We start from the raw sequence: 25991 nt of genomic DNA on the forward strand, positions 1-25991 counted from the left end.
TATATAAATGGCGTGATTGAAATGTATATTTAGAGTGTCGTAAATACCGCTAAAAAGATTTGGAAACAGTGTTTTTCTTCTGCTATCTTCCCGCCCTTGACGCAGACCTCTGGTCGGCGCTTGAAACGTACGTTGGGTAACTTGTTCGGGATCCGTCGAGGTTGCCGCGCAACCCTCGCGCAACGCACACCCAGTAGGCTTTTGCGCCACGTATCGCCAGTGACTCGTTAGCAGTTCATCGCGTGCCATGGAAGCCCGCAATAGCGGCTGCATCCCAATTGGCGAGCCACGAAAGGCGCGCTCGCATCTGTTCGACACGCGCTTATTCTTTTAGAGCGACGCGAATAGGGCAATAGTTAGAGTGTTCTCTCTAAACTTAGTATGCTCCCATCAAAAAAAGTTTGACCCCGTATTTTTTGTCCTGCTATTGTTGCCTCCCATGAAATGCATGGTGACAAACGCGCAAAAAGTTCACGAGCCGCAGCGCGCTTCGATCAAATTGTCTTCAGCATGTTCATGCCAGACCGAAATGGGCGGGTCGAATTTTATCCATTAGTAGTTCTACTTAGATGAGCGTTCGCCTGGTGTGAAGTGCCGTCGTGGTGTCTCACAGCCGTACCCGTGCCATTGCACCAGGGTTGGGCATTGCAGCATAAAGTTTGGACTGCAAATCAAGGACATGGGTGATGTGTGTGATTGTTTGAAGTGAACGTTGTTTGCCGTATGTAAGCGCACTGCAGTGACAGAAATGGACGGTTCACGCCGGAGGAGTAAAGGTGGGTACGAAAGTCGAAGGGCAATTTCCGGCAGCAACGGCCCGTATGGAGAGGCCAGGACGCCCGCGTGAGTTTGGGCGCAAGCAGCAAAACCCAGTACGCCGCTTCGGCGGCATCGCAGTTGTTCTGCTCCTGCACATCGTGCTGATCTATGCACTCATCAATGGCCTTGCCACCAAGGTCGTGCAGGTCATCCAGCATCCTATCGAAACCAAGATCATCGAGCCGGTGAAGCCGCCTCCGCCGCCGCCGTTGCCTACCGTGCAATTGCCGCCGCCGAAGTTCGCACCGCCGCCGCCGCCGTTCGTGCCGCCGCCGGAAGTGCAGGTGCAAGCGCCGCCCCAGCCGACCATCACGCACCAGGCCGCACCGGTCGTATCGGCGCCCGCTGTCGCGCCCCCCGCACCGCCGGCGCCGCCTGCGCCGAGCAAGCCCGTGAGCGCTGAAGTAGGGGTCGTGTGCCCGAACTCGGATCAGATCCGTTCGTCGATTCGCTACCCGAAGGAAGCGCAGGAGAACAACGTGACGGGTGATGTGCTGATTGAATTTGTAGTCGACCCGCAGGGCCATATTACGAATGAACGTGTTGCCAAGTCGGCGGACGATTCCTCACTGGATCGTGCGGCCTTCAACGCGGTCAAGCAGTTCACGTGCGTTTCCCAAGGCCAGGCTGTCCGTGTGCAAGTTCCGTTCTCGTTTAACCTGAACTGAAACCCACGGGCTGTTCGGTACCGGTAGCGATTTATCAGTCTTGGTTTAGAAGTTGTACTAATGAACTTGGAGCAGGCATGAAGAAGCGTACTCTCGCCGCATTGGCGGCAACCATGTTGTTCGCCGTAACCACGGTGGATACCTTTGTGGCACCGCAAATGGCCCACGCGCAAGCGAGCGACGCGAGCGCGTCGGCCGCTGCCACTGCCACCACTGCCGCACCGCAAACGGCCGCCCCGGCCGCAGATGAAGCAACGCCGCCACCGGCGCCGGCTACGTCCGAAACCGTCAACAACCCGTACGGCCTCGGCGCGCTCTGGAAGAACGGTGACTTCGTTGCACGCTTCGTGCTGATTCTGCTGGTGCTCATGTCGATGGGTAGCTGGTACATCATGATCACCAAATTCCTCGAGCAGTTCCGCGCGAACCGTCGTGCGAAGAGCGCCGACGAACAACTCTGGACCGCGCCGTCGCTGGTTGAAGGCACGAAGCTGCTCGACGAAGCGTCGCCGTTCCGCTTCATCGCCGAAACGGCCATCGAGGCAGGCGAGCATCATGACGAAGCACTGCTCGAGGCCGTCGACCGCAACACGTGGATCGATACATCGGTCGAGCGTGCGATCACCAACGTGTCGAACCGTCTGCAAGACGGCCTGGCTTTCCTGGGCACGGTTGGCTCGACCGCGCCGTTCGTCGGTCTGTTCGGTACGGTGTGGGGGATTTATCACGCGCTGACGGCAATCGGTATCGCCGGCCAGGCTTCGATCGACAAGGTCGCGGGCCCGGTGGGCGAGGCGCTGATCATGACCGCGATCGGCCTCGCCGTCGCCGTGCCGGCTGTGCTTGGCTACAACTTCCTGGTTCGCCGCAACAAGTCGGTGATGGAGCGTGTTCGTGCGTTCGGCGCACAACTGCACACCGTCCTGCTCGCCGGCAGCCGGCGCTCGGCACGCGCTTCGGCTCGTGAAGCATCGCTGGTCCAATAAGCGGAGTCTGTCATGGCTATGAGCGTTGGGCAGGATGATAACGACGAGGTCATCTCCAGTATCAACACCACGCCGCTTGTCGATGTGATGCTGGTTCTGCTGATCATCTTTCTGATCACGATTCCGGTGGTGACGCATACGGTGCCGGTGCAACTGCCGAAGGAGACGATCCAGCCGCTGCAGACCACACCAAAAAGTATCGTCATTGCGGTCAACCACGACGGCGATTTCTTCTGGAACGAGAAGCAGGTGGATGGGCCTACGCTGCTGACACGCCTGAAAACCGTGTCGGTCATGACGCCGCAACCGGAAGTGCACGTTCGCGGCGACCAGAGCGCGCGTTATGAATTCATCGGCCGGGTCATTACTGCGTGCGAGCGCGCCGGTATTGCCAAGGTTTCGTTTATTACTGAGCCGCCCGCGCGCGGGGGGTAGCTTTGCATGGGACCAGAGTAAGAGCTTTGCATGGGACCAGAGTAAGCGCTTTGCATGGGACCAGAGTAAGCGCTAAAGCGCCAACTCTGGTCGACAGCTAAAGCGCCAACTCTGGTCGACAGCTGAAGCACTTAGTCCGGTCGACAGGAGGTGATCATGGGAATGAACGTATCTTCGGGCGGTGGCAGTTCCGAACCGGATGTGATGGTCGATATCAACACCACGCCGCTGATCGACGTGATGCTGGTGTTGCTGATCATGTTGATCATCACGATTCCGATTCAGACGCATGCCATCAAGATGAACTTGCCGGTCGGCAATCCGCCGCCGCCGATCACGCAGCCTGAAGTGGTGCAGATCGATATCGACTTCGACGGCACCACGACCTGGAACGGCCAGCCGGTGCCTAACCGCGCGGCACTGGAATCCAGGCTTGCACAGGTGGCGGCCGAACCGGTTCAGGCGGAAATTCATCTGCGGCCTAACAAGCTGGTGCCGTACAAGGATGTCGCGGAGGTGATGGCGTCCGCGCAACGACTGGGCGCGACGAAAATCGGCCTGATCGGCAACGAGCAGTACATGCAATAGGGAAGTGGAATGCTAACGATCCATCATCGCTTCAAGCGCGCCGTCATCGCGGCCGCTATCGGAGGGCTGTCCGCGCTCGTCGTGCTGCCGGTCACGTCTCATGCTGCGGACACGCTGCGGCCGGACGTGGCGAAGCCGCTGAACGCCGCGCAGGATCTGTATCGCGCGCACAAGTACAAGGACGCGTTGACGAAGATCGATCAGGCCGACGCCGTGCCGGGCAAAACGCCCTATGAAAGCTACATGATTCAGGAGATGCGCGGCGCCGCGGCAGCAGCAGCCGGTGAATCCGGTGTGGCTGCCCAGGCCTACGAAACTTTGCTGGGTTCAGGACGCCTGACCGGTGCTGACGAGCAGCGCACCACCGCGGCGCTTGCAGGCATCTACTTCCAGCAGAAAAACTACGCACAGTCTGCGAAGGTCGCGCAACGTTATCTGAAGTCGGGCGGCAGCGATCCCGACATGCGCACTTTGCTCGTGCAGTCTTATTACCTGTCAAACGATTGCGCCAATGTGGTGAGCCTGCTCAAGCCGGGTGTCGATGCGCAAGTGCGCGCCGGTCACGCGCCCGACGAGTCGCAACTGCAATTGCTCGGCACGTGCGCGCAACGCGTGAAAGATGATGCGACGTACCGCAGCACGCTCGAAAAGCTGGTTGCCTATCATCCGAAGCAGTCTTACTGGGACGATCTGTTCAACGCGATTCGCAGCAAGCCCGGCTATTCGTCGGCGCTGGATATCGACACCTTCCGTCTGCGCCGTGCGACTGGCTCGCTCAGTACCGCCGACGATTACATGGAAATGACGCAACTCGCAATCGTGGCCGGCACCACGGCCGAAGGCAAGCAGGTCATCGATCAAGGCTTTGCGTCAGGCGTTCTGGGCCACGATGCGCAGGCCGATCGCGAGAAGCGGCTGCAGGCACTCGCCGCGAAACGGGCGCAAGCACCAGCGGATCCCGCGAACCCCGTCGCGCCGGTCAACGTCGGCTTCAACCAGGTCTTCGCGGGACAAGCCAAGCAGGGCCTGAGCGCCATGGACGCTGCGATCGCAAAGGGCGGAATCGATCACCCGGACCAGGCGCAACTGCATCTGGGCGAGGCGTACTACATGGCGGGCGATAAGGCGCGTGCAGTGCAAACCTTCCGCGCAGTGAAGGGTGCCGACGGTTCGGCCGACCTCGCCCGTTTGTGGGTGCTGGTGGCGTCGAAGTAACGGCATCCTGTTCCCGATATGTCCGATTTTGCGAACTGCTGCCGAGGTACCGCTGCGTCGAACCGGGCGGCACATTCTCACCGTTTGGAACGCAGACCTGCGCTAGTTGAAGGGGGTGGTTGCGTGCGCAACCATCGCCCAGTTCGCAGCAAGGTCGGAAGTATCGCGGCGATCGCAGCGATCGAGCCATGCATCGCGGCAACCGGCCAGACATACGGTACATGTCCCAGGGAGGATGTTGCACTCAACGAAACATAGTTTGGTTTTATCAAACTAATTTTGACTACGGGATTCTGTCTTGCTATGGTTTTGCCACTCGATAACAAGGCACACGTTGCAGTCTCTATAGGAAACAAAATCCGCGCGCTTCGCCAACGCCTCAAGCGCACGCTGGATGAAGTGGCAACCACTGCGGGAATTTCCAAACCTTTTCTGTCGCAGGTCGAGCGAGGACATGCAACGCCGTCGATCACATCGCTAGTGGGCATTGCGCGGGCTTTAGGCGTCACTGTGCAGTACTTCGTCGACACACCAACTGAAGACAAGTCGGTGCGCAGAGGCAGTGAATTGAAGTACTTCGGGTTCGACGGAACCGCGAATCTTTTTGGACGGCTGACGAACCTGTCGGTCGGCAGCAAGCTGGAAGTGATTCTCGTCAGGATGCCGGTGGGGCAGAACCCGTCGGAAGTCACGACGCACGCAGGGGAAGAGTTCTTGTACGTGATGAGCGGCCAGATATCGCTCACGTTAGAAGGTACAACGTTCGTATTGCAGGCGGGTGACACCGCGCATTACGAGTCCACCGTGCCTCACGCCTGGTGCAATACCGCTCGCGAAGAAGCGGTGGTTGTGTGGGTGGGCACACCAAGATTGTTTTAGGTGCCTTTGCTTCATGCTTTCGTCGAAAGCGGTCACGTCGCATTTGTAAGCATTACTTATGGTGAGTCGGGAATGAGTCCGGTTGGGAGTGTATTGCCCTATAGTCCGAGCCCGAGGTAGTAGAAGTGAAAACAATTAGAAAGCGCTGCGCATTTCGTTTGTAATAAATAAGTAGTCCGATATTGAAGTATCTGAAGTGTCCCGTCTTCCTGTCTGTATTTGCAAACTGGTGCGCTGTTGACCGGTTTGCAGGGCAATGGGAGGACGGGTCAGCTTTAACGGAGCGCGGCGCAAGATCGCCGTATATCGAGTGGGGAGGTTCACAAGACCTCTCTTCACACACACAGCAGTGGCCTTAATTGACGAGCGAGAAGGGGAAAAATGAAACAAAGGGCATTGGCGCTGGCCATCAAAAGAATAATCTGGGCTGAACTGGCGTTGGCCGCAATCGCCGTACCGGCGTTTGCACAAAGCCAGCCGGCCACGGCAGGAACCGAGGCAGGCGCGACGACTACGGAAAGCACGCCGGCTGCGGCTCCGGCATCGGGCACTGCCGCAACACCGTCCGCGGATAGCAACACCGCGACGCCTGCGGGCAAAGGGGTTCAGCAACTTAAGAAATTTGAAGTGACCGGCTCGCTGATCCGCACGTCGGACAAGGTCGGCAACACGGAAGTCCAGACCATCACGCCAAAGGAAATCGAGCAAAGCGGCTATACGACCGTGGCCGACTTCCTGCGCGGCACGTCCGTGAACTCAGGGAGCAGCTGGGGCCAAACGAACATGAACAGCTCCGCGCAAGGCGGGGGTGGCATTGCATTGCGCGGTCTGAGCGAGAAGTACACGCTAGTGCTGGTGGACGGGCAACGGGTGGCGAATTACGGCAAGGCGGTGAACTTCACCGACACGTTCTTCGACGTGAATTCGATCCCGCTCAACATGATCGACCACATCGACATCGTGAAGACCGGTGCGGTCTCGGTGTATGGTTCGGATGCCATTGCAGGCGTTGTCAACATCATCACGAAGAAGGACTTCCAGGGCTTGCAGATCGATGGCCAGCTCGGCAAGGCGCAGCATCCGGGCGACGCGCAGGGCAACTTCGGCGTGCTCGGCGGTATCGGCGATCTGAATGGCGATCGCTTCAACGTGACCGCTGCAGCGAGCTACTACCGCGATAGCGGCTCCTCGCTCGCCGATCGCTCCATGACGGCGAATCAGGACTTCAGTCAGTTCCCTGGCGGCCTCGCCGGCCCGCTCGGCCCGAATCAGCAATCGTACTGGACCGCGCCGGACGGCACCAAGACGGCACTCAGCCCATGCCCTCCGGGCAGCGTGTCGGCGGACGGCGGCGCGGAGTGTAAGTCGAATCCAGCCAGCCAGACCTCGCTGGTCCCGTCGACGACGCGCCTGAACGCGAAAGTGCGCGGCACGTTCAAGATCAACGACGACATCCAGGCCTATGGCGACTTGTGGGTGAGCCGCAACGAAACGGTGCAGAACGAAGGTCCGGCTGTGTTGAGCAGTCAGACCAACGCATTCAATCCCGCCACCGGCTCGGCATTGCCACTGAACCGCACCGTCTCGGCAACCAACCCGTACAACCCGTTCGGCGCACCGGCGCAGATCAACTACACCTTCCCGAACACGGTTTCGGCCGATACGGTGTCGACCTTCTGGCGCGCGATGACCGGTGTGAAGGGCTCGTTCACCACCGCCAAGTTCGGCGACTGGGATTGGTCCGCGGATTACGGCCATTCGCAGAGCACGGTCGACACGACCTACCGCAACGCGCTGAATGTTGCAGGTGTCGAGAACATTCTGCAGAACGGCGTGTTCAACTTCTCGAACCCGTCGTCCACGCCGAACGGCTTGAACGGTGTGTTCCAGAACGACTACGAGCAGGCGATCTCCAAGCTCGATAGCGTGACGGCGAAGACCTCGACGGGCAACCTGTTCAATCTGCCGGGCGGCCCGGTCGGTGTTGGTTTCGGTACGGAATTCCGTCACGAAAGCAACCTGATCAACTCGCGCACTGATAGCGCGCTTGGGATTACCGCTCCGGCCAACGTGCAGACGGTCGACGGCGAACGCAACGTGGCCGCCGTCTACTATCAGGTCGATATTCCGATCATCCGGAACCTGACGTTCACGCAGGCGGGCCGTTACGACCACTACAGCGACTTCGGTGGTGCGTTCTCGCCGAGCTTCGCATTGCGCTTCCAGCCGGTGCAGTCTCTCACGACTTACGCATCGTATAGCCGCGGCTTCCGTGCGCCGACGCTGGTCGAGAACTCGCAGGCAACGTATCTGGCCCACCAGAACCTGGTCGACCCGAACGACCCGAGCGGCGTGCCGACCAAGCACTTCACGACGGAACAGGTCAACGGCAATCCGGCGCTGCAGCCTGAGCATACGAAGAACTACAACATCGGCTTCCAGCTCTCGCCGGATTCGTCGACGGATATTGGTGCGGCGTTCTACAAGATTCACATCGATGGCGTGATCGGCACGAACGATCCGAACGCGGTGATCGATGCGAACAACCCGTCGACCGTGATCCGCAATCCGGACGGTACCGTGGCCTACATCAAGGAACAGTTCATCAACCTCGGTTCGCTCGACACCGACGGCTTCGACATGAACTTCCGCAAGTCGGTCGGTACGAAGTACGGCACGTTCACGCTGGCAGGCGATTGGGTCTACGTGTGGCACTTCAAGCTGAACACCCCGGGCGCGCCGACACAGGACTTCGCCGGCAACAACCTCGCGCTGCTGCAACCGTTCGGTGCCAGTAACCCGCGCTGGAAGGGCAACACGAGCCTGAGCTGGGATTACCGCAAGCTGACCACGACGCTGACCTGGCAATACACGGGCCCGTACACCAACGCGGTAGCGGCGGAATTCGGCGACGGCGGCACGCTGTCGGTGGCGTCGTACAGCCAGTTCAACCTGGTGGCCACGTATCGCGGCTTCAAGAACTGGACGATCTACGGCGGCATTAACAACATCTTCGATCGCAAGCCGCCGTTCGACGTCGAGTGGCAGGCCACCCCGGATATCACGGGCTACGACCAGTCGCTTTATACCAACATCGGCCGCTTCTTCCAGGTCGGTGCAACGTACCGCTTCTGAAGCCTTTGATGTTTGCGATTCACCCGCAGTCTGTCTAGTCGGTCGGCTGCTCCGGCGTCCGGTCATCGGTGCCGGAGCGGCTCAATTTTGTTAGAGATGTACATTGGAGTTCCCCGTGCTCAATGCTCGTTTAGGATCACGGCGAACGACGACGACCAGTAAGCCGCAGCGCAGCGCTAGCGGGAAAAACTACGCAGGCGGCGGCGTCAAGCCGCCGCCCGCGCCGATTCGACTTACCGCGCGCGGCTTGAGGCCGGCGCGTTCTGACGCATTCCGAAGATGAGACTTGTGAAGTTTCGCCTGCCACGCACCGTGTGGTCGGTTTCGCGCCAGCCGGCGCTGACGGCCGGCGCCGCATGGCTTACCGCGCTGAGCTTGTGCCTGAGTTTGAATGCGGCTTCGGTGCAGGCGAAGCCTTCGATCGCGCAATACGACGAGCCTAAATACCCGGCTGATTTCAGCCACTTCGACTACGCGAATCCCGACGCGCCGGCCACGGGCTCGCTCAGCTTCGAAAACTATAACGAACTGCAGACCTACGATTCGCTGAACCCGTTTCTGGTGCGTGGCGCGCCCGCGCCCGACATCCTCAACCTGATGTTCGACACGCTGATGCAGCGTAGCTGGGACGAGCTGGCCTCCGAATATCCGTTAATCGCGAACGACGTAGAGGTGGCGCCGGATCTGACGTCAGCGACGTTCCATATCAATCCTGCCGCACGCTTTTCGAACGGCGACCCGATCACCGCTGCGGACGTCAAATATTCATACGACACGCTGACAAGTCCGCAGGCGTCGCCGCTTTTCAACGCGCAGTTCTCGATCATCAAAAGCGCGACGGTGATCGACAGGGGCACGATCCGTTTCGATTTCAAGCATGCCGAACGCGATGCGCCGCTGATTGCCGGCGACCTGCCGATCTTTTCTCCGAAGTGGGGCGTGCAGCCCAACGGCAAGCGTCTGCCATTCGACCAGATCTCTTCCATGCCACCGATCAGCAGCGGTGCCTATCTGATCGAGGGACGCAAAAACGACAAGCAGATCACGTATCGCCGCAACCTTGACTACTGGGCCGCGAATCTGCCGTCGCGACGCGGCATGTTCCGTTTCGAGCGCATCACGTTCAACCTGTACCGCGACCACTACACGCAACTCGAAGCCTTCAAGGCGGGCGATGCGGACGTTGTCGTCGAATACAGCGCGACGCAGTGGGCGCGCAAATATGTCGGCAAGAACTTCGACAACGGACTGCTGAAGAAAGGCGAATTCGCCGACGGTCCCGCGCAGATGCAGGGCATGCTGATGAATATACGCAAGCCGATGTTCCAGGACCCCCGCGTGCGCCATGCCCTGACGCTGGCATTCGACTACGACTGGATGAACCGGATGATGTTCTATGGTCAATACCGGCGCACCAGTAGCTACTTCGAGGCAAGTCCGTTCGGCGCAACCGGTATGCCGGGTGAGAAGGAACTGGCGCTGCTCGAACCGCTGCGTGGCAGCGTGCCGCCAGAAGTGTTCGGTCCCATGCTCAAACAACCCGACACGATTCCACCGAATTCCCTGCGCGGTAATTTGCGCGTCGCGCGCGATCTGCTCGCACAAGCTGGCTGGCACTATCGCGACGGTGCACTGCGCGATGCCAAAGGTACGCCGATGACAATCGAGATCATGGACGACCAGCCCGGCATGGATCGTCTGATCCTGCCGTATATGCAGGCGCTCGGCATGCTCGGCATTCAAGCCCATATGCGCGAAATCGACAGCGCGTTGTACCAGAAGCGTCTGGATAATTTCGAGTACGACATGACCACCTTCATCTATCCGCCGGTCACGATTCCGGGCGCCGAACTGACGCGCCGCTTCGGCAGTGCGGCGGCATCCGAAGTCGGCTCCGAGAACTATCCCGGCATCCGTTCGAAGGCGGTCGATTCGTTGATTCACTCCGCGCTCACCGCCACCAATCTCGACGATCTGGAAGCCGCGACCCGTGCGCTGGATCGCGTATTGATCTATTCGTTTTACCTGGTTCCGGAGTACTACGCTCCGGGCGCGCGCATCGGCTACAAGACCACCCTCGGCTTTCCGAAGACCGTGCCGAATTCCTACCAGTACGAAGACTGGGTCATCGACTACTGGTACGTAAAAGCGCCGGGCGCACAAGCGACACAGAAACTCCAGGCCGCGCAATCCGCGAGTTCAGCCACGGCAACGGCCCATTGAGGAACACCATGCTCGCCTATATTCTCAGACGATTGCTGTTGATGGTGCCGACGCTGCTCGGCGTGGTCACGCTGACCTTTGTCGTCACGCAGTTCGTGCCGGGTGGGCCGGTCGAACAGGTGATGACGCAACTCCGCCACGGCGCTGGCCGTGGCGGAGAGGCGGGGTCGGGTGGCGGCGGCTATCACGGCAGCCAGGGTGTCGATCCGCAGCAACTCGAACAGATCAAGAAGCAATTCGGCTTCGATAAGCCACCGCTCGAGCGCTATGTCCTGATGCTCAAGCGCTATGCGACCTTCGATCTCGGCCAATCCTACTATCAGCATGACAGCGTGTGGGAGGTCATCAAATCGAAGCTGCCGGTGTCGATCACGCTCGGCTTATGGACGGTGATGCTCACCTATCTGATATCGGTGCCGTTGGGCATTGCGAAAGCGGTGCGCAACGGCTCGCGCTTCGATACCGTGACCAGCGTGCTGGTACTCGCCGGCTATGCGATTCCCGGTTTCGTGCTGGGCGTGCTGTTGCTGATGCTGTTCGGCGGCGGCACCTTCTGGCAGGTGTTTCCGATGCGCGGCCTGACCTCGGATAACTTCAACGACCTCAGTGCGTTCGGCAAGCTACTCGATTATTTGTGGCACATCGTGTTGCCGGTCACCGCTTCGGTGGTGGGCAACTTCGCGATCGTCACGATCCTGACCAAGAATACCTTCCTCGAGGAGATAGGACGTCAATACGTATTGACTGCACGCGCCAAAGGGGCACCGGAGCGCGACGTGCTGTGGAAACACGTGCTGCGCAATGCCGCGATTCCGTTGCTGACCGGATTGCCGGCGGCTTTCGTCGGCGCCTTCCTGAACGGCAATCTGTTGATCGAAACCCTGTTCTCGCTCGACGGCATGGGCCAACTTTCGTATGACTCGGTGATTCGCCGTGACTATCCGGTCGTGCTCGGCTCGCTGTTTCTGTTCACGCTGATCGCCCTCGTAACCAAACTCATTGCTGACGTCTGCTATGTCCTCGTCGACCCCCGCATCCAATTCAACCGCCTGGACCGCTGATCAGTCCGGCGCGGCGCACGTGGCGTCGCCGTCGCCCTGGCGGCGCACATGGCTGCGTTTCAAGCGGCAGAGGCTCGGTTACTGGAGCCTCGTGATCTTCGTGTCGCTGTTCGTCATCAGCCTGTTCGGCGAGGTGCTGTCCAACGATCGTCCGTTGATCGTCCGCTATGACGGGCACTACTACTTTCCTATCGCCAAAGACTATTCGGAGAAGATTTTCGGCGGCGATTTTCCGGCGCGCGCGAATTACCTCGATCCGTATATCCGTTCGCGGCTCGAATCGAGTGGCAACTTCGCGATCTATCCGCCGAATCATTTCCATTACGACACGATCGACTACTTCGCCGCCCATCCATACCCGGCGCCGCCCACCCGAAGCAACTGGCTCGGCACGGATCAGTACGGACGCGACGTGCTTGCACGGCTGCTGTATGGTTTCCGGCTCTCGGTGCTGATGGCGCTCGCGCTCACGGTATCCGGCGTTCTGATCGGCGTATTGACCGGCGCGGTGCAGGGCTTCTACGGCGGCCGCACCGATCTGATCGGCCAGCGTCTGATCGAGATATGGAGCTCGATGCCTGACCTGTACCTGCTGATCATCTTCGCGTCGATCTTCGAGCCCACGCTATGGCTGCTCTTTATTCTTCTCTCGATGTTCGGCTGGCTCGTGCTCTCCGACTATGTGCGCGCCGAGTTTCTGCGTAACCGCTCGCTGGACTACGTGAGGGCGGCACGCACCATGGGCCTCTCGAACTGGCAGATCATGTGGCGCCATGTGCTGCCGAATAGCTTGACCCCCGTGATCACGTTTCTGCCGTTTCGCATGAGCGCGGCGATTCTGTCGCTGACCAGTCTCGACTTCCTGGGGCTGGGCGTGCCACCGCCCACGCCGAGCCTCGGCGAACTGCTTCAGGAAGGCAAGAATAATCTCGACGCCTGGTGGATTTCGATTTCGGCTTTCGCTGCCCTGGTGATTACGCTGCTGCTGTTGACCTTCATGGGCGACGCGCTGCGCAATGCGCTCGATACGCGCAAACGCGGTTCGGCCTTCGGTGGAGGTCCGCGATGAGCGAAGCCCAATCAAACCGGCCGTTGCTGGAAATCGATCGCTTCTCCGTTCGTTTCGGCGACAAGATCGCGGTGCATGAACTCAGCCTCTCGATCGCGCGCGGTGAGCGCGTCGCCCTGGTCGGCGAATCGGGCTCCGGCAAGAGCGTCACCGCACTGTCGATTCTGCGTCTCGTCGAGCATGCTGATCTGAGCGGCCGCATGCTCCTCGACGGTGAGGATCTGCTGCAGAAAACCGAGCAGCAGATGCGTGGTCTGCGCGGCGCCGACGTGGCGATGGTGTTTCAGGAACCGATGACGGCGCTCAATCCACTCTTCACGATCGGCAAGCAGATCGCTGAAAGTTTGCGCCTGCATGAGGGTTTGCGGCCAAATGCAGCGCGCCAGCGCGGCATCGAGTTGCTTAGGCGCACCGGCATTCCCGAGCCGGAGCGGCGCATCGACAGTTTTCCGCATCAACTGTCCGGCGGCCAGCGGCAGCGCGCGATGATCGCCATGGCGCTGGCGTGCCGGCCACGTCTGCTGCTTGCCGACGAACCGACCACCGCGCTCGACGTCACCGTGCGTCAGCAGATCGTCGATCTGTTGATCGCGTTGCAGGAGCAGGAAGCGGCCGAGCGTGGCATGGCCGTGCTGTTGATCACGCATGACCTGAATCTGGTGAAGCGTTTCGCGCAGCGCGTCGCGGTGATGGAAAAGGGCGTGCTAGTCGAAACCAATACGACTGAAGCGCTGTTCTCCAACCCACAGCATCCCTACACGAAGCGCCTGTTGGACAGCGAGCCGCAACGCGCGGTGGAGCCCGTTGAGCCGGATGCGCGGCGTTTGCTCGAAGTGCAAGGGCTCGCCGTCGACTACAGCACCTCTGCGAAGGGCTGGCGCTCCATGTTCGGGCGCTCCACGTTCCGCGCAGTGCACGACGTCGACCTGAGCGTGCGGCGCGGCGAAACGCTCGGCATCGTCGGCGAATCGGGGTCGGGCAAATCGACGCTGGCGGCGACCGTGCTCGGCCTGCAGCAACCGGCCGCCGGCCATATTCATATCGACGGTTTGCCGCTTGCCACGCTGAAAACCGCGCGTTCCCGCCGGGCGTTGTATTCGCGCATGCAAGTCGTGTTTCAGGATCCGTTCGGCTCGTTGTCGCCACGAATGACGGTGGAGCAGATCATCGGCGAAGGCCTGACCATGCATCAGCCCGACATGGGCGCAAAGGCGCGGCGCACGCGTGTGGGTAGCCTGCTTGAAGAAGTGGGCATGCCCGCGGACGCCATGTTGCGCTATCCGCACGAGTTTTCCGGCGGCCAGCGCCAGCGTATAGCGATTGCGCGTGCGCTCGCGGTCGAGCCTGAATTGCTGGTGCTCGATGAACCGACCAGTGCGCTCGATGTATCCATCCAGAAACAGGTGCTGAATCTGCTGACAAATCTGCAGAAAAAGTACAAGCTAAGCTATTTGTTCATTACGCACGATCTGGCGGTGATGCGAGCCATGGCGCATCGCGTGATCGTGATGAAGTCAGGACGCATCGTCGAAGCCGGCGACACACTCGATGTGTTGCACGCGCCGTCGCATCCTTATACCCAGTCGCTGCTCGCGTCGTCGCTGATCGTGTCGCCGGCGGGTGCGGCAAAGACTCCTACGGGAACCGTTAATGATTGACGAACGTTGGGCGCAAGCCGCCGGGTCGCTTACGAGCCGCGCGGCGTTCTGGTCGCTGCGCATTGTCGATGAACAGATCGACGATCACGAGATCCGCAACGACATCGCGCAACCCATGCGCACGGTGCGCGATCGCGGCGCGATGCTGATCGCATGGGTGGGCGCGGGCGCAGGCTATGCGGCCACCGCGAATCTGAGTGCCGCCGGCTTGCAGGAAGCGCTGGATCTCGCCACGGCCCGTGCTGAAGCGAGTGCGGCCTTGTCGTTGATCGATCATCGCGAGGTGGTGCGTCCTGCCGTGAGCGGCCACTATGTGTCGCCGAACGCGCAGCTTGCGTTGCCGAGTCGCGCCGAATGGTTGGACCGTCTGAGCGTGGAGTGCGCGGGCGCAAATCTCGATGCCCGTATTGTCGAACGCGTCGCGGCCGTACAAATCACGCATACCGATCAGCTCTATATCACCAGCGACGGCGTGCGCATCGATCAGCAGTTCCAGTTTGTGATGCCGCAATTGAGCGTGGCCGCCCACGCGGACGGCGATACGCAGATGCGTACCCTCGGCGGCAACTACGGCACCCTGGGGCAGGGCGGCATGGAAGTGCTGGCGCGCTTCGGCTTCGACGGCTCGGGTGCGCGTGTCGCCAATGAAGCGCTGCAATTGCTGGCCGCGCCGAATTGCCCGTCAGGCAAGCGCGATTTGCTGCTGATGCCCGATCAGATGATGCTGCAGATTCACGAATCGATCGGCCATCCGCTCGAACTCGATCGCATTCTCGGCGACGAGCGCAACTTTGCCGGCTGGAGCTTCGTCAAGCAAGAAATGTTCGGCTCGTATCGCTACGGTTCGGAACTGCTGAACGTGACCTTCGACCCGGAACTGCACGAGGAAGCCGCCGCGTACGCATTCGACGACGACGGCACTGAAGCGAAAAAGCAATATCTGATCCGCGACGGCGTGCTCGAACGTCCGCTCGGCGGCGCGCTTTCGCAGCAACGCGCGCATATGGCGGGCGTGGCGAATTCGCGCGCGTCGAACTGGAACCGCCCGCCGATCGACCGGATGGCGAATCTGAACATCGAGCCCGGCGAGAGTTCTCTGGCGCAAATGATCGGCAACATCGAACACGGCATTCTGATGCGCACCAACACCTCCTGGTCGATCGACGACCATCGCAACAAATTCCAGTTCGGTTGCGAGTTCGGTCAACTGATCGAAAACGGCAAGCTCACCCAGGTCGTCAAACAGCCGAATTATCGCGGCATTTCGGCGAATTTCTGGCGCAGCCTGAGCGCGGTGGGGAATGCGGATACGCGCGAGGTGTACGGCACATCCATGTGCGGCAAGGGTGAACCGGCACAGATCATTCGCGTCGGCCATGCCTCGCCGGCTTGCGTGTTTAGCAACGTCGACGTGTTCGGAGGCGCTTGATGAGCCAATTCATCTCCTCGCGCACCGCTCCTTCGATCGACTGGCAGCAGCATTTCACGTCGCTGGCCGATGCTATCGAACGCCTGCAGCAAGGCGCGGAAACCACGCTGAGTTCTTTTGCCGGCGAGCAGTCCGACTTTATCCGCTTCAACTCGGGCAAGGTGCGGCAGATCGGCAGCGTGTCGCAAGGCAAGCTGACCTTGCGTTTGATCGACGGCGCGCGCCAGGCTTATTCGACGCTGACCGTCTGCGGCGATCTGCAACAGGATCTGGACGACGTGAGCGCGGCGCTCGCCACTTTGCGTGAAAGCCTGCGCGGTGCGGCGGACGACCCGCATCTATTGTTCGACACGTCGCAATGGCAGCGCACCACGCAACGTTCGGGCAAGCTGCCGGAGCCGGACAGCTTGTTGCGCACCGTTGCCGAATGCGCGCAAGGGCTGGATTTCGTGGGCTTTTACGCGGGTGGCACGATCGTGCGCGGCTTTGCGTCCACGAACGGCAGCCGCGGCTGGTACGAAGTCGATAACTTCAATTTTAGCTGGTCGCTATACGACCCGAGCGGCCGCGCGATCAAAACCACATACGCGGGCGACGACTGGAGCGACGCAGTTTTCGCGCACAAGGTCGAGCAGGCCGCAACGCGTCTCCCGGTGCTCGCGCGCACGCCGCGCACCTTGGCGCCGGGGCGTTATCGTTCGTATCTCGCGCCCGCAGCGCTCGCGGAACTGCTTGGCGTGGCGGCATGGAGCGGTTTCTCCGCACGTGCCCAGGCCACGTCGCGCAGTGAGTTGTACAAGCTGCATGTGGGAGAAATCGTAGTCGACCCGCGCGTCACGATCAGCGAAGATCTGAATCTCGGCATTACACCCGGCTTCAACGACGACGGCTATTTGCGCGAGAGCGTCCCGCTGATTCAGGCCGGCCGCAGTGCCGAACGCCTGACCAATGCGCGCAGCGCGCGCGAGTACGGGTTGACGCCCAACGGCGCACTGGCGAACGAGTCGCCGGCGGCGCTCTCGATGGAAGCGGGCGATCTGCTGGAAGAGGACGTGCTGGGCAAGCTCGATACCGGTCTCTACATCGGCAATCTCTGGTACGTGAATTTCTCGGACCGGATGAATTGCCGCCTGACCGGCATGACGCGCTTTGCAACCTTCTGGGTCGAGAACGGGCAGATCGTCGCGCCGCTCGAAGCCATGCGTTTCGACGATAGCCTGTACCGCGTGCTCGGTAGTGAACTTGAACAACTCGGCGCGCAAGCGGAATTGCTATTGAGCGACTCGACATGGGGCGAGCGTGCCACGGGCGGCATGCAATTACCCGGCATTCTGACGAGGTCATTCGAATTGACGTTATGAGCCTATGAATCAAGACATAAGAACAAAATCAAATTCTGAGAGCTTGCCCGAGGGCCTGACGCTGCGCGCGTCGCTCGGCATTGATGTACACGACGCATGGCACCGGCGCGGCATCGGTAGTGCGCTGATGACCGAACTGATCGATCTGGCCGATAACTGGCCGGCAATCGCGCCGTACCGCAAGTTCGGCTTTGTCGAAGAAGGCCGCTCGCGCGGTTTTGCATTGCGCGACGGCATACTGGCCGACGTGCTGCATATGGCCCGCCTCGTTGACGCGCCGCGTCTCCAGACAATCTGAACGGATTTCTTGCGTGCCATTTTTCTTCATCGACCGCCCGGTTTTCGCATGGATTGTTGCGCTCGCCATTGTCGTGGCGGGCGCGCTTGCCATTCCGCAACTGCCGGTAGCGCAGTATCCGCGTCTTGCGCCGCCGCGCATCGTGATCAGCGCCATCTATCCGGGGGCTGCCACTGAAGTGGTCGATGCGAACGTCGGCAGCATCATCGAGGAGAGTCTCGACGGCGCCGACAATATGCTGTACTACGAAACGACCAGCGACAACCTCGGCAATCTCGAGATCGACGCGACCTTCGCGCCGGGCACCAATCCGGACCTTGCGCTGGTCGACATCCAGAACCGTCTCAAGCAGGTCGAGCCGCGCTTGCCGCAACAGGTCGTGCAGCAGGGCATCAGCGTTTTCAAGGCGGCCAATACGTTTCTGATGCTGGTCGCGCTGACATCCACGGATGGCTCGCGCGATTCCGTGCAATTGAGCGACTACCTGAGCCGTTACGTGTTGCGCGAACTGAAGCGCGCGCCGGGCGTGGGCGCGGCAGAGTTGTGGGACGCCGACGAGGCATTGCGCATCTGGCTCGATCCGATGAAGCTGCGCGAGTACGGCCTCGGCGCCGCGGAAGTGAACGCCGCGATCGCTGCGCAGAACGCCACGGTAACGGCCGGCACGCTGGGCGACGCACCGTTCGTTCCGGGGCAGCAATTGACGGCCTCGGTGAGCGTGAAGGGACAACTGATCTCGCCCGCCGAATTCGGCCAGATCGTGCTGAAGGCGCTGCCAGACGGCTCGGCTGTGCGCTTGCGGGACGTCGCGCGGGTCGAACTGGGACGCGACAATTACTCGTTCTACTCCCGCCTGAACGGCAAGACTGCGGCGACCGTCGGTATTCAACTCGGGCCGCGCGGCAATGCGCTCGAGACGTCCAACGCGATCCGCGCGCGGCTTGCCGAACTATCGAAAGGCTTGCCGCCGGGCGTTGCCGTCGAAATTCCGTTCGACAACGCGCATTTCGTGAAGATTGCGATTCGCGAGGTGCTCGTCACGCTGGCGGAAGCCGTGGTGCTGGTGTTCTTCGTGATGTGGCTGTTCCTGCGCGATCTGCGCTACACACTGGTGCCGACGGTGGTGATTCCGGTCACGCTGATGGGCGCGTTTCTCGCGATGTACGCCTGCGGCCTGTCGATCAATGTGTTCACGATGTTCGGTCTTGTGCTGGCAATCGGGATTCTCGTCGACGATGCGATCGTGGTGGTGGAGAGCGTGCATCGCGTGATGGAAGAGGAGGGCCTGCCGCCGCGCGAGGCCACCCGTAAGGCGATGACGCAGATCGGCGGCGCGATCGTCGGCGTGACCGCGGTGCTGACCGCCGTGTTCGTGCCGATGGCGTTCTTTCCGGGCGGTGTCGGCGGTATTTACCGTCAATTCGCGGTGTCGATGATTGCGTCGATGCTGGTGTCGTCGTTTATGGCGTTGTCGTTGACGCCCGCGCTATGCGCGAATCTGCTGAAAGCGCACAAGCACCCGGTGAGTCAACGCGATGCCCGCCGTGGCCTGCTCGGCTTCGCGGCGCGAGCGGCGAGCCGCTTCACGACCGGTTTCGATCGGGCCGCGAGCGGCTATCGCGGGCTGACCGCGCGTACGCTGCGCCGTATCGGCCCGATGCTGGCGATCTATGCCGTGCTGGTCGGCGCGTGCGCCGCGCTCTATTGGCAGATGCCCGGTGGCTTTTTGCCGAGCGAAGATGAAGGCCAGTTGCAGGTGATGGTGCAATTGCCGGCCGGCGCGACGCAGGCCCGTACGCTCGCGGTGGTCCAGCGAATGGAAACGATCCTGCGCGCCGAACCCGCCGTCGCGCACGTCACCAGTGTGATCGGCTGGAGTTTTACCGGTAGCGGTCAGAACGTGGCGATGGGCTTCGTCGAATTGAAAGACTGGGGCAAGCGCAATACCGATGCGATGGCCTTGCGCGAGCGGCTCAACGAGAAGTTCGACAAGATTCTCGACGGCAATGTGGAGGCGCACTTGCCGCCTTCCGTGCCGGGACTCGGGCATTCGGACGGCTTCGTGTTCCGGCTTGAAGACCGCGGCGGAGTCGGGCTGGATGCGCTGAAGGCCGCGCGCGAGCAACTGTTCGCGCAGGCCAAGGCGAGCCCGGTGCTGGCTTCCGTGCATTCGGAGAATCTGCCGGATGCGCCGCGCGTCGAACTCGTCATCGATCGTGCGAAAGCGTATGCGCTCGGCGTGCCGTTCGACCGCATCACCGATGTGCTGGGCAGCACCTTCGGCTCGACCTACATCGACGACTTTCCTACCGGTGGCCGGATGCGCCGCGTGATGATTTCCGCCGACGCCGCCACGCGGATGACCGAGGACGATCTGATGGCGCTGGCCGTGCCGAACTCGTCCGGCGGCATGGTGCCCTTATCCGCGATTGCGTCACGTCATTGGAGCATCGGTCCGGTGATGCTGACGCGCTATAACGGCTATCCGTCGCTCGACGTGAGCGGCCACGCTGCGCCCGGCTACAGTTCGGGCGCGGCAATGGCGGAGATGGAGCGGCTCGCTGCTTCGCTGCCGGTCGGGGTCTCGTATGACTGGGTCGACGCGGCGCGTGAAGAAACCGCGGCGGCACAGCTCACGCCGTTGCTGATCGGCCTGTCGCTGCTGGCCGTGTTCATGGCGCTCGCTGCCTTGTACGAAAGCTGGGCGATCCCGCTTGCCGTGCTGATGGTCGTGCCGCTCGGCGTGATTGGCGCAATCGCTGCGATGCTGCTGCGGGGCATGCCAAACGACGTGTACTTCAAGGTTGGCATGATTACGGTGATCGGCCTCGCGGCGAAGAACGCGATTCTGATCGTGCAGTTCGCACGCGATCTGTATCGCCGCGGCCTGCCGTTGACGCGCGCCGTGACCGAAGCGGCCGCCGCGCGCTTCCGGCCGATCGTGATGACTTCGGCAGCATTCCTGTTGGGCGTCGTGCCGCTGGTGGTGTCGAGCGGTGCGGGCGCGGAAAGCCGTCGCTCGATCGGCACCGGTGTGTTCGGCGGGGTGCTGGCGGCCACGCTGTTTGGCCTCGTGTTCGCCCCGGTCGCGTTTCATGCGGTCGCCTCGCTAACGTACAGTAGGCGGCGGCTCGTGAAACTGCGTCGCAAGCGTGACGAGCGGCGCGCACGACGGCAGCCGAGCGAAAGCGGCCAGTTGACGAACGGCCGATAGGGCTACGATGCTCACGCCGCGCGTGGGCACCACCGTCGTCAGTGTCGAGCACGGCGTTCAGCCGGCCGGCTGATTCACTGCTTGCGCGGGCGCTGCACTGCCCAGCGTTCGCGAATCGGCTGATTCAGCCGATTCAGTTGAGCATGCCGTGTACTTCGAGCGAGGCTTCCAGTTGCTGCGTCAACGCGTGATGCAGCCTCGCGAGGCTCGCGGTGGGGAGCGCGAAGCCGGCCCAGCCCAGACCGGAATGCCGCAGGAACAGTACGGCGCCGTCGTCCAGCGGATGCTTTTCGGTGTGCCAGCATGGATCGATTTCAATCACGTACTGATGGGTGCGCAGCGGTTCCTTCGGCACTTCCGGGCGCATCGTGGCGCGCATCGCGCTGAGGTGCTCGATCACGGCATCCAGATCGGCCGCTTCGAGCAGTACCGCACGGTCCTCGATGGCGATGCGAACCGCGTTCTGTCCGTATTCGTTGACTCTCTCGATGCTCATGGGGCGCGACATATCTCTGCTCCTTGCTGCTCTTACGGTACGCAAATTATGGCGCCGCCTCTCTTAACCAAGTCTTAAAGAGCACGATCAAGGGATGAAACTTTGTTTAAGGAAACCGCCTGGCACGATTTGCGCTGCAGCATGGAATCGTCTGATGTTCTCCCGGTATGCAGGCCGATGACAAGCGCATTTGGTCATACGTATAAGAAGCCGGATGTTTCAATATAGAAACATTTTTAATCGAATGAGAATGCAGGGTCGAAATGCTTAATCTTGAATGTTTCAATAAATGTGCGGTTTGCCACATTGGCACTGTCGATAAATTCCAGATTTGCGAATAAAGCCAGATTGAATGTTCATTATTTGCGAGGTTTCGAGTTCACGTTTGAAACATTTTTCGTATGTGATTTCGGTGAATCGCCGTCGCGAATTCGACGCTTCACGATGAGTTGCCGCAACGGCGCTGTAGGCTCGAGTGCGGCTCTGTGCAAGGTGTTGCGGTCTTCGGGCGGTCGTCAGGCCGCTATGGCCTGTCGCTATGCCGGCTCATATGCCGAAAGTCATATGAAACACACAATAATGGTTTTCGTCATACATTGAATTTCTCGATGCGGATTTGTTTTTCAAATTTACTATGGCGCGGCATTCGGCTAACATCACGCATAATCCGTTAAGCGGCGTTGCCGGTGGTTTTCATCCGCCGTAATTCAATTCGTCCATATCGTCCGGCAGACGGGGCAGCGGGGTCCACAATGTACGACAGCTTGGGGAAAGATCATGCCGCACTTGCATCTGGATACTGCGAGGATTACCTGGTTACATACGCCAACGCTAAACGTGCGTAGCGCAGCGCGGCGAATCGGCGTGTTGCTGTTCGACGGCTTCTGGCTGCTCGGGCCTGGCACAGTGGTCGAGATGTTCCAGACCGCCAACGAACTCTCGGGCTCGCGGGCTGGCGAAGAGCCGCCTTACGAAGTGCAGTTTCTGTCGATGGACGGAGGCAGCGTTGCGAGTTCTTCGTCGGCGCGGATCTGGACTGACCGCATCGACACACGTTATGGCAGCGGTTTCGACGTGCTCTTCATCGCAGGCGGCTACGGCGCACATGAGGCCGCACTCGACGAACGCTTGCTGGGCTGGTTGCGATCGGTGCAAACGCGAACCCGTGCGATCGAGACGATCGGCGAGGGCCGTCTCGTTCTGGAAGCAGCGGGTCCCGCGGAGCATGACGGTCTGCAGGTGAATCGCTATCTGGGCAGCGCCACGGCCGATGCCGTGCGCAGCGCCGCCAACGATCGTAACGACTGCGCGCGCAGCGCGCTGATGTTCATCAAGCGCGATCTTGGCGCGGAACTCGCGCGCAGCGTCGCCGATCGGGTGATGCCGGGCATGGCCGCCACCTGGGTGCCGCTGCAGGCTGAAGGCGGCACACTCAGCGTCGCCGAGAAAATCCGTGCCGCCGCGCGCTGGATGGAGGCGAATTGCGATCGTCCGGTGTCGGTTGCCGACGCAGCGCAAGTGGCGGCGATGAGCGAGCGCAATTTTCTGCGGCGCTTCAAGCATGAAATGCAGGTCACGCCTTCTGACTATCTGCTCCAGGTGAGGCTGCGTATTGCCTGCAACTTCCTGACCGAAACAGAATTACCGGTCGATAAGATAGCGCGCCGCAGCGGCACCGGCAACGGCGACCGCCTCGCGAAGATATTCCGCAAGCGTATGGCGCTGTCGCCCACCGAATATCGCGCGCGCAGCCGGGTGGCGACCGAGGCGTAAGCTTGAGCAGGCGCCGTGCAGACGGTGCAACTCAGGGTGCAATTCAGAGCGGATGGGTGCGTGTGCAGCGGGGTGTGCAACGGCGTATGCACCGGTGCGCGCGTCGGCGGTCGCGTTTTCTCCTGGCGGGCTTCTTACGAGCACAGTGGCCATGGGCAACAAGGTAATGGCGACAGCATTGCCGGAGGTGAAACTCATCGAGCCCGAGGTGTTTTGCGACGAATTTGGCTTCTGCTTCGAGAGCTTCAGCGCGGATGAGTTTACCGACGACGTCTCGCAAGGTTTCAATTTCGTGCAAGACCGTCATTTACGGGCAGTGCGTGGCGTGTTGCGCGGCTTGCACTATCAGGTGCATCGGCCGCAAGGTCGGCTCGTGCGCGTGGTGGTGGGGGAGGTGTTCGACGTCGCCGTGGACGTGCGGCTCAATTCGCCGACCTTCGGCAAGTGGAGCGGCGAACACCTGAGCGCGGTCAATCATCGGCAGATGTGGGTGCCGCCGGGCTTCGCACACGGTTTCGTCGTGCTGTCCGATGTCGCCGAATGCCTGTGGAAGACCACTGAATACTGGTTCCCGGAACTCGAGCGCTGCATCTTGTGGAGCGATCCCGACATCGGCATCGAGTGGCCGATCGAAATCGAGCCGGTCCTCGGCGCGAAGGACGCAGCGGGCCGGCGTCTTTACGAAGCGGAAAATATCGCCTGAGCGCTGCGCAAGCACACGCAGCGGTTCAACGCCGTTCAGCGTGTCGCCACCACGGCGCCCACGCTCGCCGCAACCACCAGCAGCGTGCCTGCGATCTGCAAGACGCCCATCGGCTGATGCAGCACCACGAAGCCAGCCAGCGCGCCGATCGCGGGCTCGACACTCATCAGTATCCCGAACGATGAGGCCGGCATGTGCCGCAACGCCACCATTTCCAGCGCATAGGGTAACAGCGGGACCAGCAACGCGAGGCCCGCGGTTGCGGCGATCTGTCCTGCGGCGATGTGTGTGCCGCTTTGCGCAAAGCCAAACGGCGTGGCAACCAGTGCCGCTGCGATCAGCGACACCGACAATCCTTCAAGGCCGGCGAACACCGTGCCGATCTTTTTCATCAACACGATATAGCTGCCCCAGCCGAGCGCGGCCCCGAACGCGAGCAGCACGCCCAGCGGCTCGCCGATCCAGCCCGCGCGATCACGCGAGAGCAGCAGCACGCCGGCAATCGCCAGGGCCGGCCACAGTACTGCTCGCGCGCGGCGCACCGCGAAAGTCGCTACGGCGAGCGGTCCAAGAAAATCGATCGCGACGGCGAGCCCCAATGGAATCCGCTGAAGCGCCGCGAAAAAGCACAACGTCATGCCGGCCATCGCGGCCCCCAGCGCACCGGCCGCGAGCCAATGCGAGCGCGAGTAGGTGAAGAAACGCGGGCGCACCAGCAACGCAATCACGACGGCCGCCCAGCAAAGACGCAACCAGGTGGTGCTGAGCGAGCCGTACTCAGCCATTGTCGGCGCGGAGAGCGCGGCGCCGAACTGCACGCTCGACATCGACAGCACGCACAGGAGCGCTGCGCCGGCTGCGGCACTGACGGGCTTCACTGAAGCTGGTGTTGGCACTGGATTCAGCGCGGGTTTGATGGTGGTGTCCTGCATCTTGGCCTCGTGACCGCTTTTCGGATGGGGTGGAAGCTATCTTATCGGTGCAGGCAGTATTAAGATAAGTTGATATTTCTTATGACCACTTCAATAAACGTGATGACCCGAGATCTCGACAGCAGTCTCCTGCGCGCGTTCGTCACCGTGGCGGAAACCGGCGCGGTGGGCGTGGCGGCGGCCCGCCTTGCGCGTACTCAGGCGGCGGTAAGCATGCAATTGCGCCGGCTCGAGGAAGAGTTGGGGCAGCGTTTGCTCGACCGCTCGCCGCGTGGCGTGCAACTCACGGAAGCGGGACATCTGCTGCTGCCGTTCGCGCACACGATCCTCGGCGCGGGCGCCGATGCGCGGCGGGCGCTGAGCGCGGGGCAGGTGTCCGGCACGGTGCGGCTCGGCATGCTGGAAGACATCGCGGTCGGTCGCTTGCCGCGTGCGCTGCGGCGTTTTTCGATCGCTTATCCGCAGGTGGCGCTGGAGATCGTCGTCGATACCAGTTCCGCGTTGTCGAACCGGCTTGCGGACGGCGGCCTCGACGTAGTGGTGGGGGACCCCGCGCTGGTCGACTCGGTGCCGCTGCTGACGTGGACGCAGCCGCTCTTCTGGGTCGGCGCACGCGGGTTTAGCCGCGACGATGGCGCCGTGCTGCCGGTGGTTGCGTTCGGCGGCGCGTGTCTGTGGCAGCAACAGGTGTTGACGGCGCTGCGGCGCGCGGGGATTGCGTGGCGCATTGTGTGCACCAGCACCAGTTTGCCGGCGGTGCAGTCGGCCGTGGAAGCGGGGCTCGGCGTGTCGGTGCTGCTCGACGGCAATATCCGCTCGGAGTCGATGCGCGTGCTCGGTCAGGCCGATGGATTGCCCGATGCGCCGACCGCCGATTTCGGACTCTTCATGCGCCCAGTCTCCGGTGCGCAGGCGGCCGCCGTGCAGACATTGCAGACGTTCCTCTGCGAGGAATTGCATCTTGGTTTGCGGGAGAGAGAGCCGCTTGTGGTGCCGGCGGCCTAATGCGTGGGCAAGCTGTGCCAGCAACATGCTGGCACGCACATCCC

The 25991-nt window shown here is 61.3% G+C and carries 19 protein-coding genes and 1 pseudogene; 18 read left to right on the plus strand and 2 right to left on the minus strand.

What is annotated here, in order from left to right; all coding sequences use genetic code 11:
* Nucleotides 1–821 precede the first annotated feature (821 nt).
* The 15 genes and pseudogenes from M0D67_RS34295 (at nt 822) to M0D67_RS34365 (ending at nt 21038) form a co-directional block, all read left to right on the plus strand.
* Complete coding sequence (locus M0D67_RS34295; protein WP_154564285.1) at nt 822–1487, plus strand: energy transducer TonB; 666 nt, start codon at nt 822–824, stop codon at nt 1485–1487.
* A 77-nt stretch (nt 1488–1564) separates the two neighbouring features.
* Nucleotides 1565–2473, plus strand: a complete 909-nt coding sequence (locus M0D67_RS34300) for a MotA/TolQ/ExbB proton channel family protein (RefSeq protein WP_154564269.1) — start codon at nt 1565–1567, stop codon at nt 2471–2473.
* 12 nt (nt 2474–2485) lie between these two features.
* Nucleotides 2486–2908: a biopolymer transporter ExbD gene (locus M0D67_RS34305; protein ID WP_097391962.1), complete on the plus strand. Its 423-nt coding sequence runs from the start codon at nt 2486–2488 to the stop codon at nt 2906–2908.
* 156 nt (nt 2909–3064) lie between these two features.
* The gene (locus M0D67_RS34310) at nt 3065–3496 is read left to right on the plus strand and encodes a biopolymer transporter ExbD (protein WP_115782443.1); all 432 of its coding nucleotides are present in this window, start codon (nt 3065–3067) and stop codon (nt 3494–3496) included.
* Nucleotides 3497–3505: 9 nt separating this feature from the next.
* The gene (locus M0D67_RS34315) at nt 3506–4711 is read left to right on the plus strand and encodes a lipopolysaccharide assembly protein LapB (RefSeq protein ID WP_154564267.1); all 1206 of its coding nucleotides are present in this window, start codon (nt 3506–3508) and stop codon (nt 4709–4711) included.
* Between the two features lie 303 nt (nt 4712–5014).
* On the plus strand, nt 5015–5590 hold the full coding sequence (locus tag M0D67_RS34320) for a helix-turn-helix domain-containing protein (RefSeq protein ID WP_154564265.1): 576 nt from the start codon (nt 5015–5017) through the stop codon (nt 5588–5590).
* A gap of 381 nt (nt 5591–5971) precedes the next feature.
* Nucleotides 5972–8725: a TonB-dependent siderophore receptor gene (locus M0D67_RS34325; protein ID WP_154564263.1), complete on the plus strand. Its 2754-nt coding sequence runs from the start codon at nt 5972–5974 to the stop codon at nt 8723–8725.
* Nucleotides 8726–9004: 279 nt separating this feature from the next.
* Nucleotides 9005–10948 (plus strand): extracellular solute-binding protein, encoded by a 1944-nt coding sequence (locus tag M0D67_RS34330; RefSeq protein ID WP_154564261.1) that lies wholly within the window; start codon nt 9005–9007, stop codon nt 10946–10948.
* A gap of 8 nt (nt 10949–10956) precedes the next feature.
* A complete protein-coding gene (locus tag M0D67_RS34335; protein WP_097391967.1) occupies nt 10957–12009 on the plus strand; it encodes a microcin C ABC transporter permease YejB in 1053 nt (350 codons plus the stop codon).
* Complete coding sequence (locus M0D67_RS34340; protein WP_171928137.1) at nt 11963–13078, plus strand: ABC transporter permease; 1116 nt, start codon at nt 11963–11965, stop codon at nt 13076–13078. The genes M0D67_RS34335 and M0D67_RS34340 overlap by 47 nt, the downstream gene beginning before the upstream one ends.
* Nucleotides 13075–14736, plus strand: a complete 1662-nt coding sequence (locus M0D67_RS34345) for an ABC transporter ATP-binding protein (RefSeq protein ID WP_154564257.1) — start codon at nt 13075–13077, stop codon at nt 14734–14736. Before M0D67_RS34340 ends, M0D67_RS34345 begins: the two co-directional genes overlap by 4 nt.
* Entirely contained in the window at nt 14729–16165 is a 1437-nt protein-coding gene (locus tag M0D67_RS34350; RefSeq protein ID WP_266241400.1) for a TldD/PmbA family protein, read from the plus strand. The genes M0D67_RS34345 and M0D67_RS34350 overlap by 8 nt, the downstream gene beginning before the upstream one ends.
* Nucleotides 16165–17526 (plus strand): TldD/PmbA family protein, encoded by a 1362-nt coding sequence (locus M0D67_RS34355; RefSeq protein ID WP_154564253.1) that lies wholly within the window; start codon nt 16165–16167, stop codon nt 17524–17526. The genes M0D67_RS34350 and M0D67_RS34355 overlap by 1 nt, the downstream gene beginning before the upstream one ends.
* Before the next feature lie 67 nt (nt 17527–17593).
* Nucleotides 17594–17824 (plus strand): annotated as a pseudogene (locus M0D67_RS34360) (GNAT family N-acetyltransferase); the annotation flags it as partial.
* A gap of 13 nt (nt 17825–17837) precedes the next feature.
* The gene (locus tag M0D67_RS34365) at nt 17838–21038 is read left to right on the plus strand and encodes a multidrug efflux RND transporter permease subunit (protein WP_266241403.1); all 3201 of its coding nucleotides are present in this window, start codon (nt 17838–17840) and stop codon (nt 21036–21038) included.
* Between the two features lie 133 nt (nt 21039–21171).
* Here M0D67_RS34365 and M0D67_RS34370 read toward each other — a convergent pair whose 3' ends face one another.
* Nucleotides 21172–21546: a hypothetical protein gene (locus M0D67_RS34370; protein ID WP_154564247.1), complete on the minus strand. Its 375-nt coding sequence runs from the start codon at nt 21544–21546 to the stop codon at nt 21172–21174.
* 765 nt (nt 21547–22311) lie between these two features.
* On the opposite strand from M0D67_RS34370, the gene M0D67_RS34375 reads away from it, so the two are divergent.
* Together M0D67_RS34375 and rfbC are read left to right on the plus strand one after the other, a co-directional pair.
* A complete protein-coding gene (locus tag M0D67_RS34375; RefSeq protein ID WP_154564245.1) occupies nt 22312–23307 on the plus strand; it encodes a GlxA family transcriptional regulator in 996 nt (331 codons plus the stop codon).
* Nucleotides 23308–23458: 151 nt separating this feature from the next.
* Nucleotides 23459–24010 (plus strand): dTDP-4-dehydrorhamnose 3,5-epimerase, encoded by a 552-nt coding sequence (gene rfbC, locus M0D67_RS34380; protein ID WP_154564243.1) that lies wholly within the window; start codon nt 23459–23461, stop codon nt 24008–24010.
* Between the two features lie 35 nt (nt 24011–24045).
* Here the strand turns inward: rfbC and M0D67_RS34385 are convergent, their stop codons facing one another.
* Nucleotides 24046–24942 (minus strand): DMT family transporter, encoded by an 897-nt coding sequence (locus tag M0D67_RS34385; RefSeq protein WP_266241405.1) that lies wholly within the window; start codon nt 24940–24942, stop codon nt 24046–24048.
* 81 nt (nt 24943–25023) lie between these two features.
* On the opposite strand from M0D67_RS34385, the gene M0D67_RS34390 reads away from it, so the two are divergent.
* Nucleotides 25024–25947: a LysR substrate-binding domain-containing protein gene (locus M0D67_RS34390; protein ID WP_233464994.1), complete on the plus strand. Its 924-nt coding sequence runs from the start codon at nt 25024–25026 to the stop codon at nt 25945–25947.
* Nucleotides 25948–25991 lie beyond the last annotated feature (44 nt).

It is taken from the genome of Paraburkholderia sp. SECH4 (genome assembly GCF_030511745.1).
Taxonomy (GTDB): Bacteria; Pseudomonadota; Gammaproteobacteria; order Burkholderiales; family Burkholderiaceae; genus Paraburkholderia; species Paraburkholderia madseniana.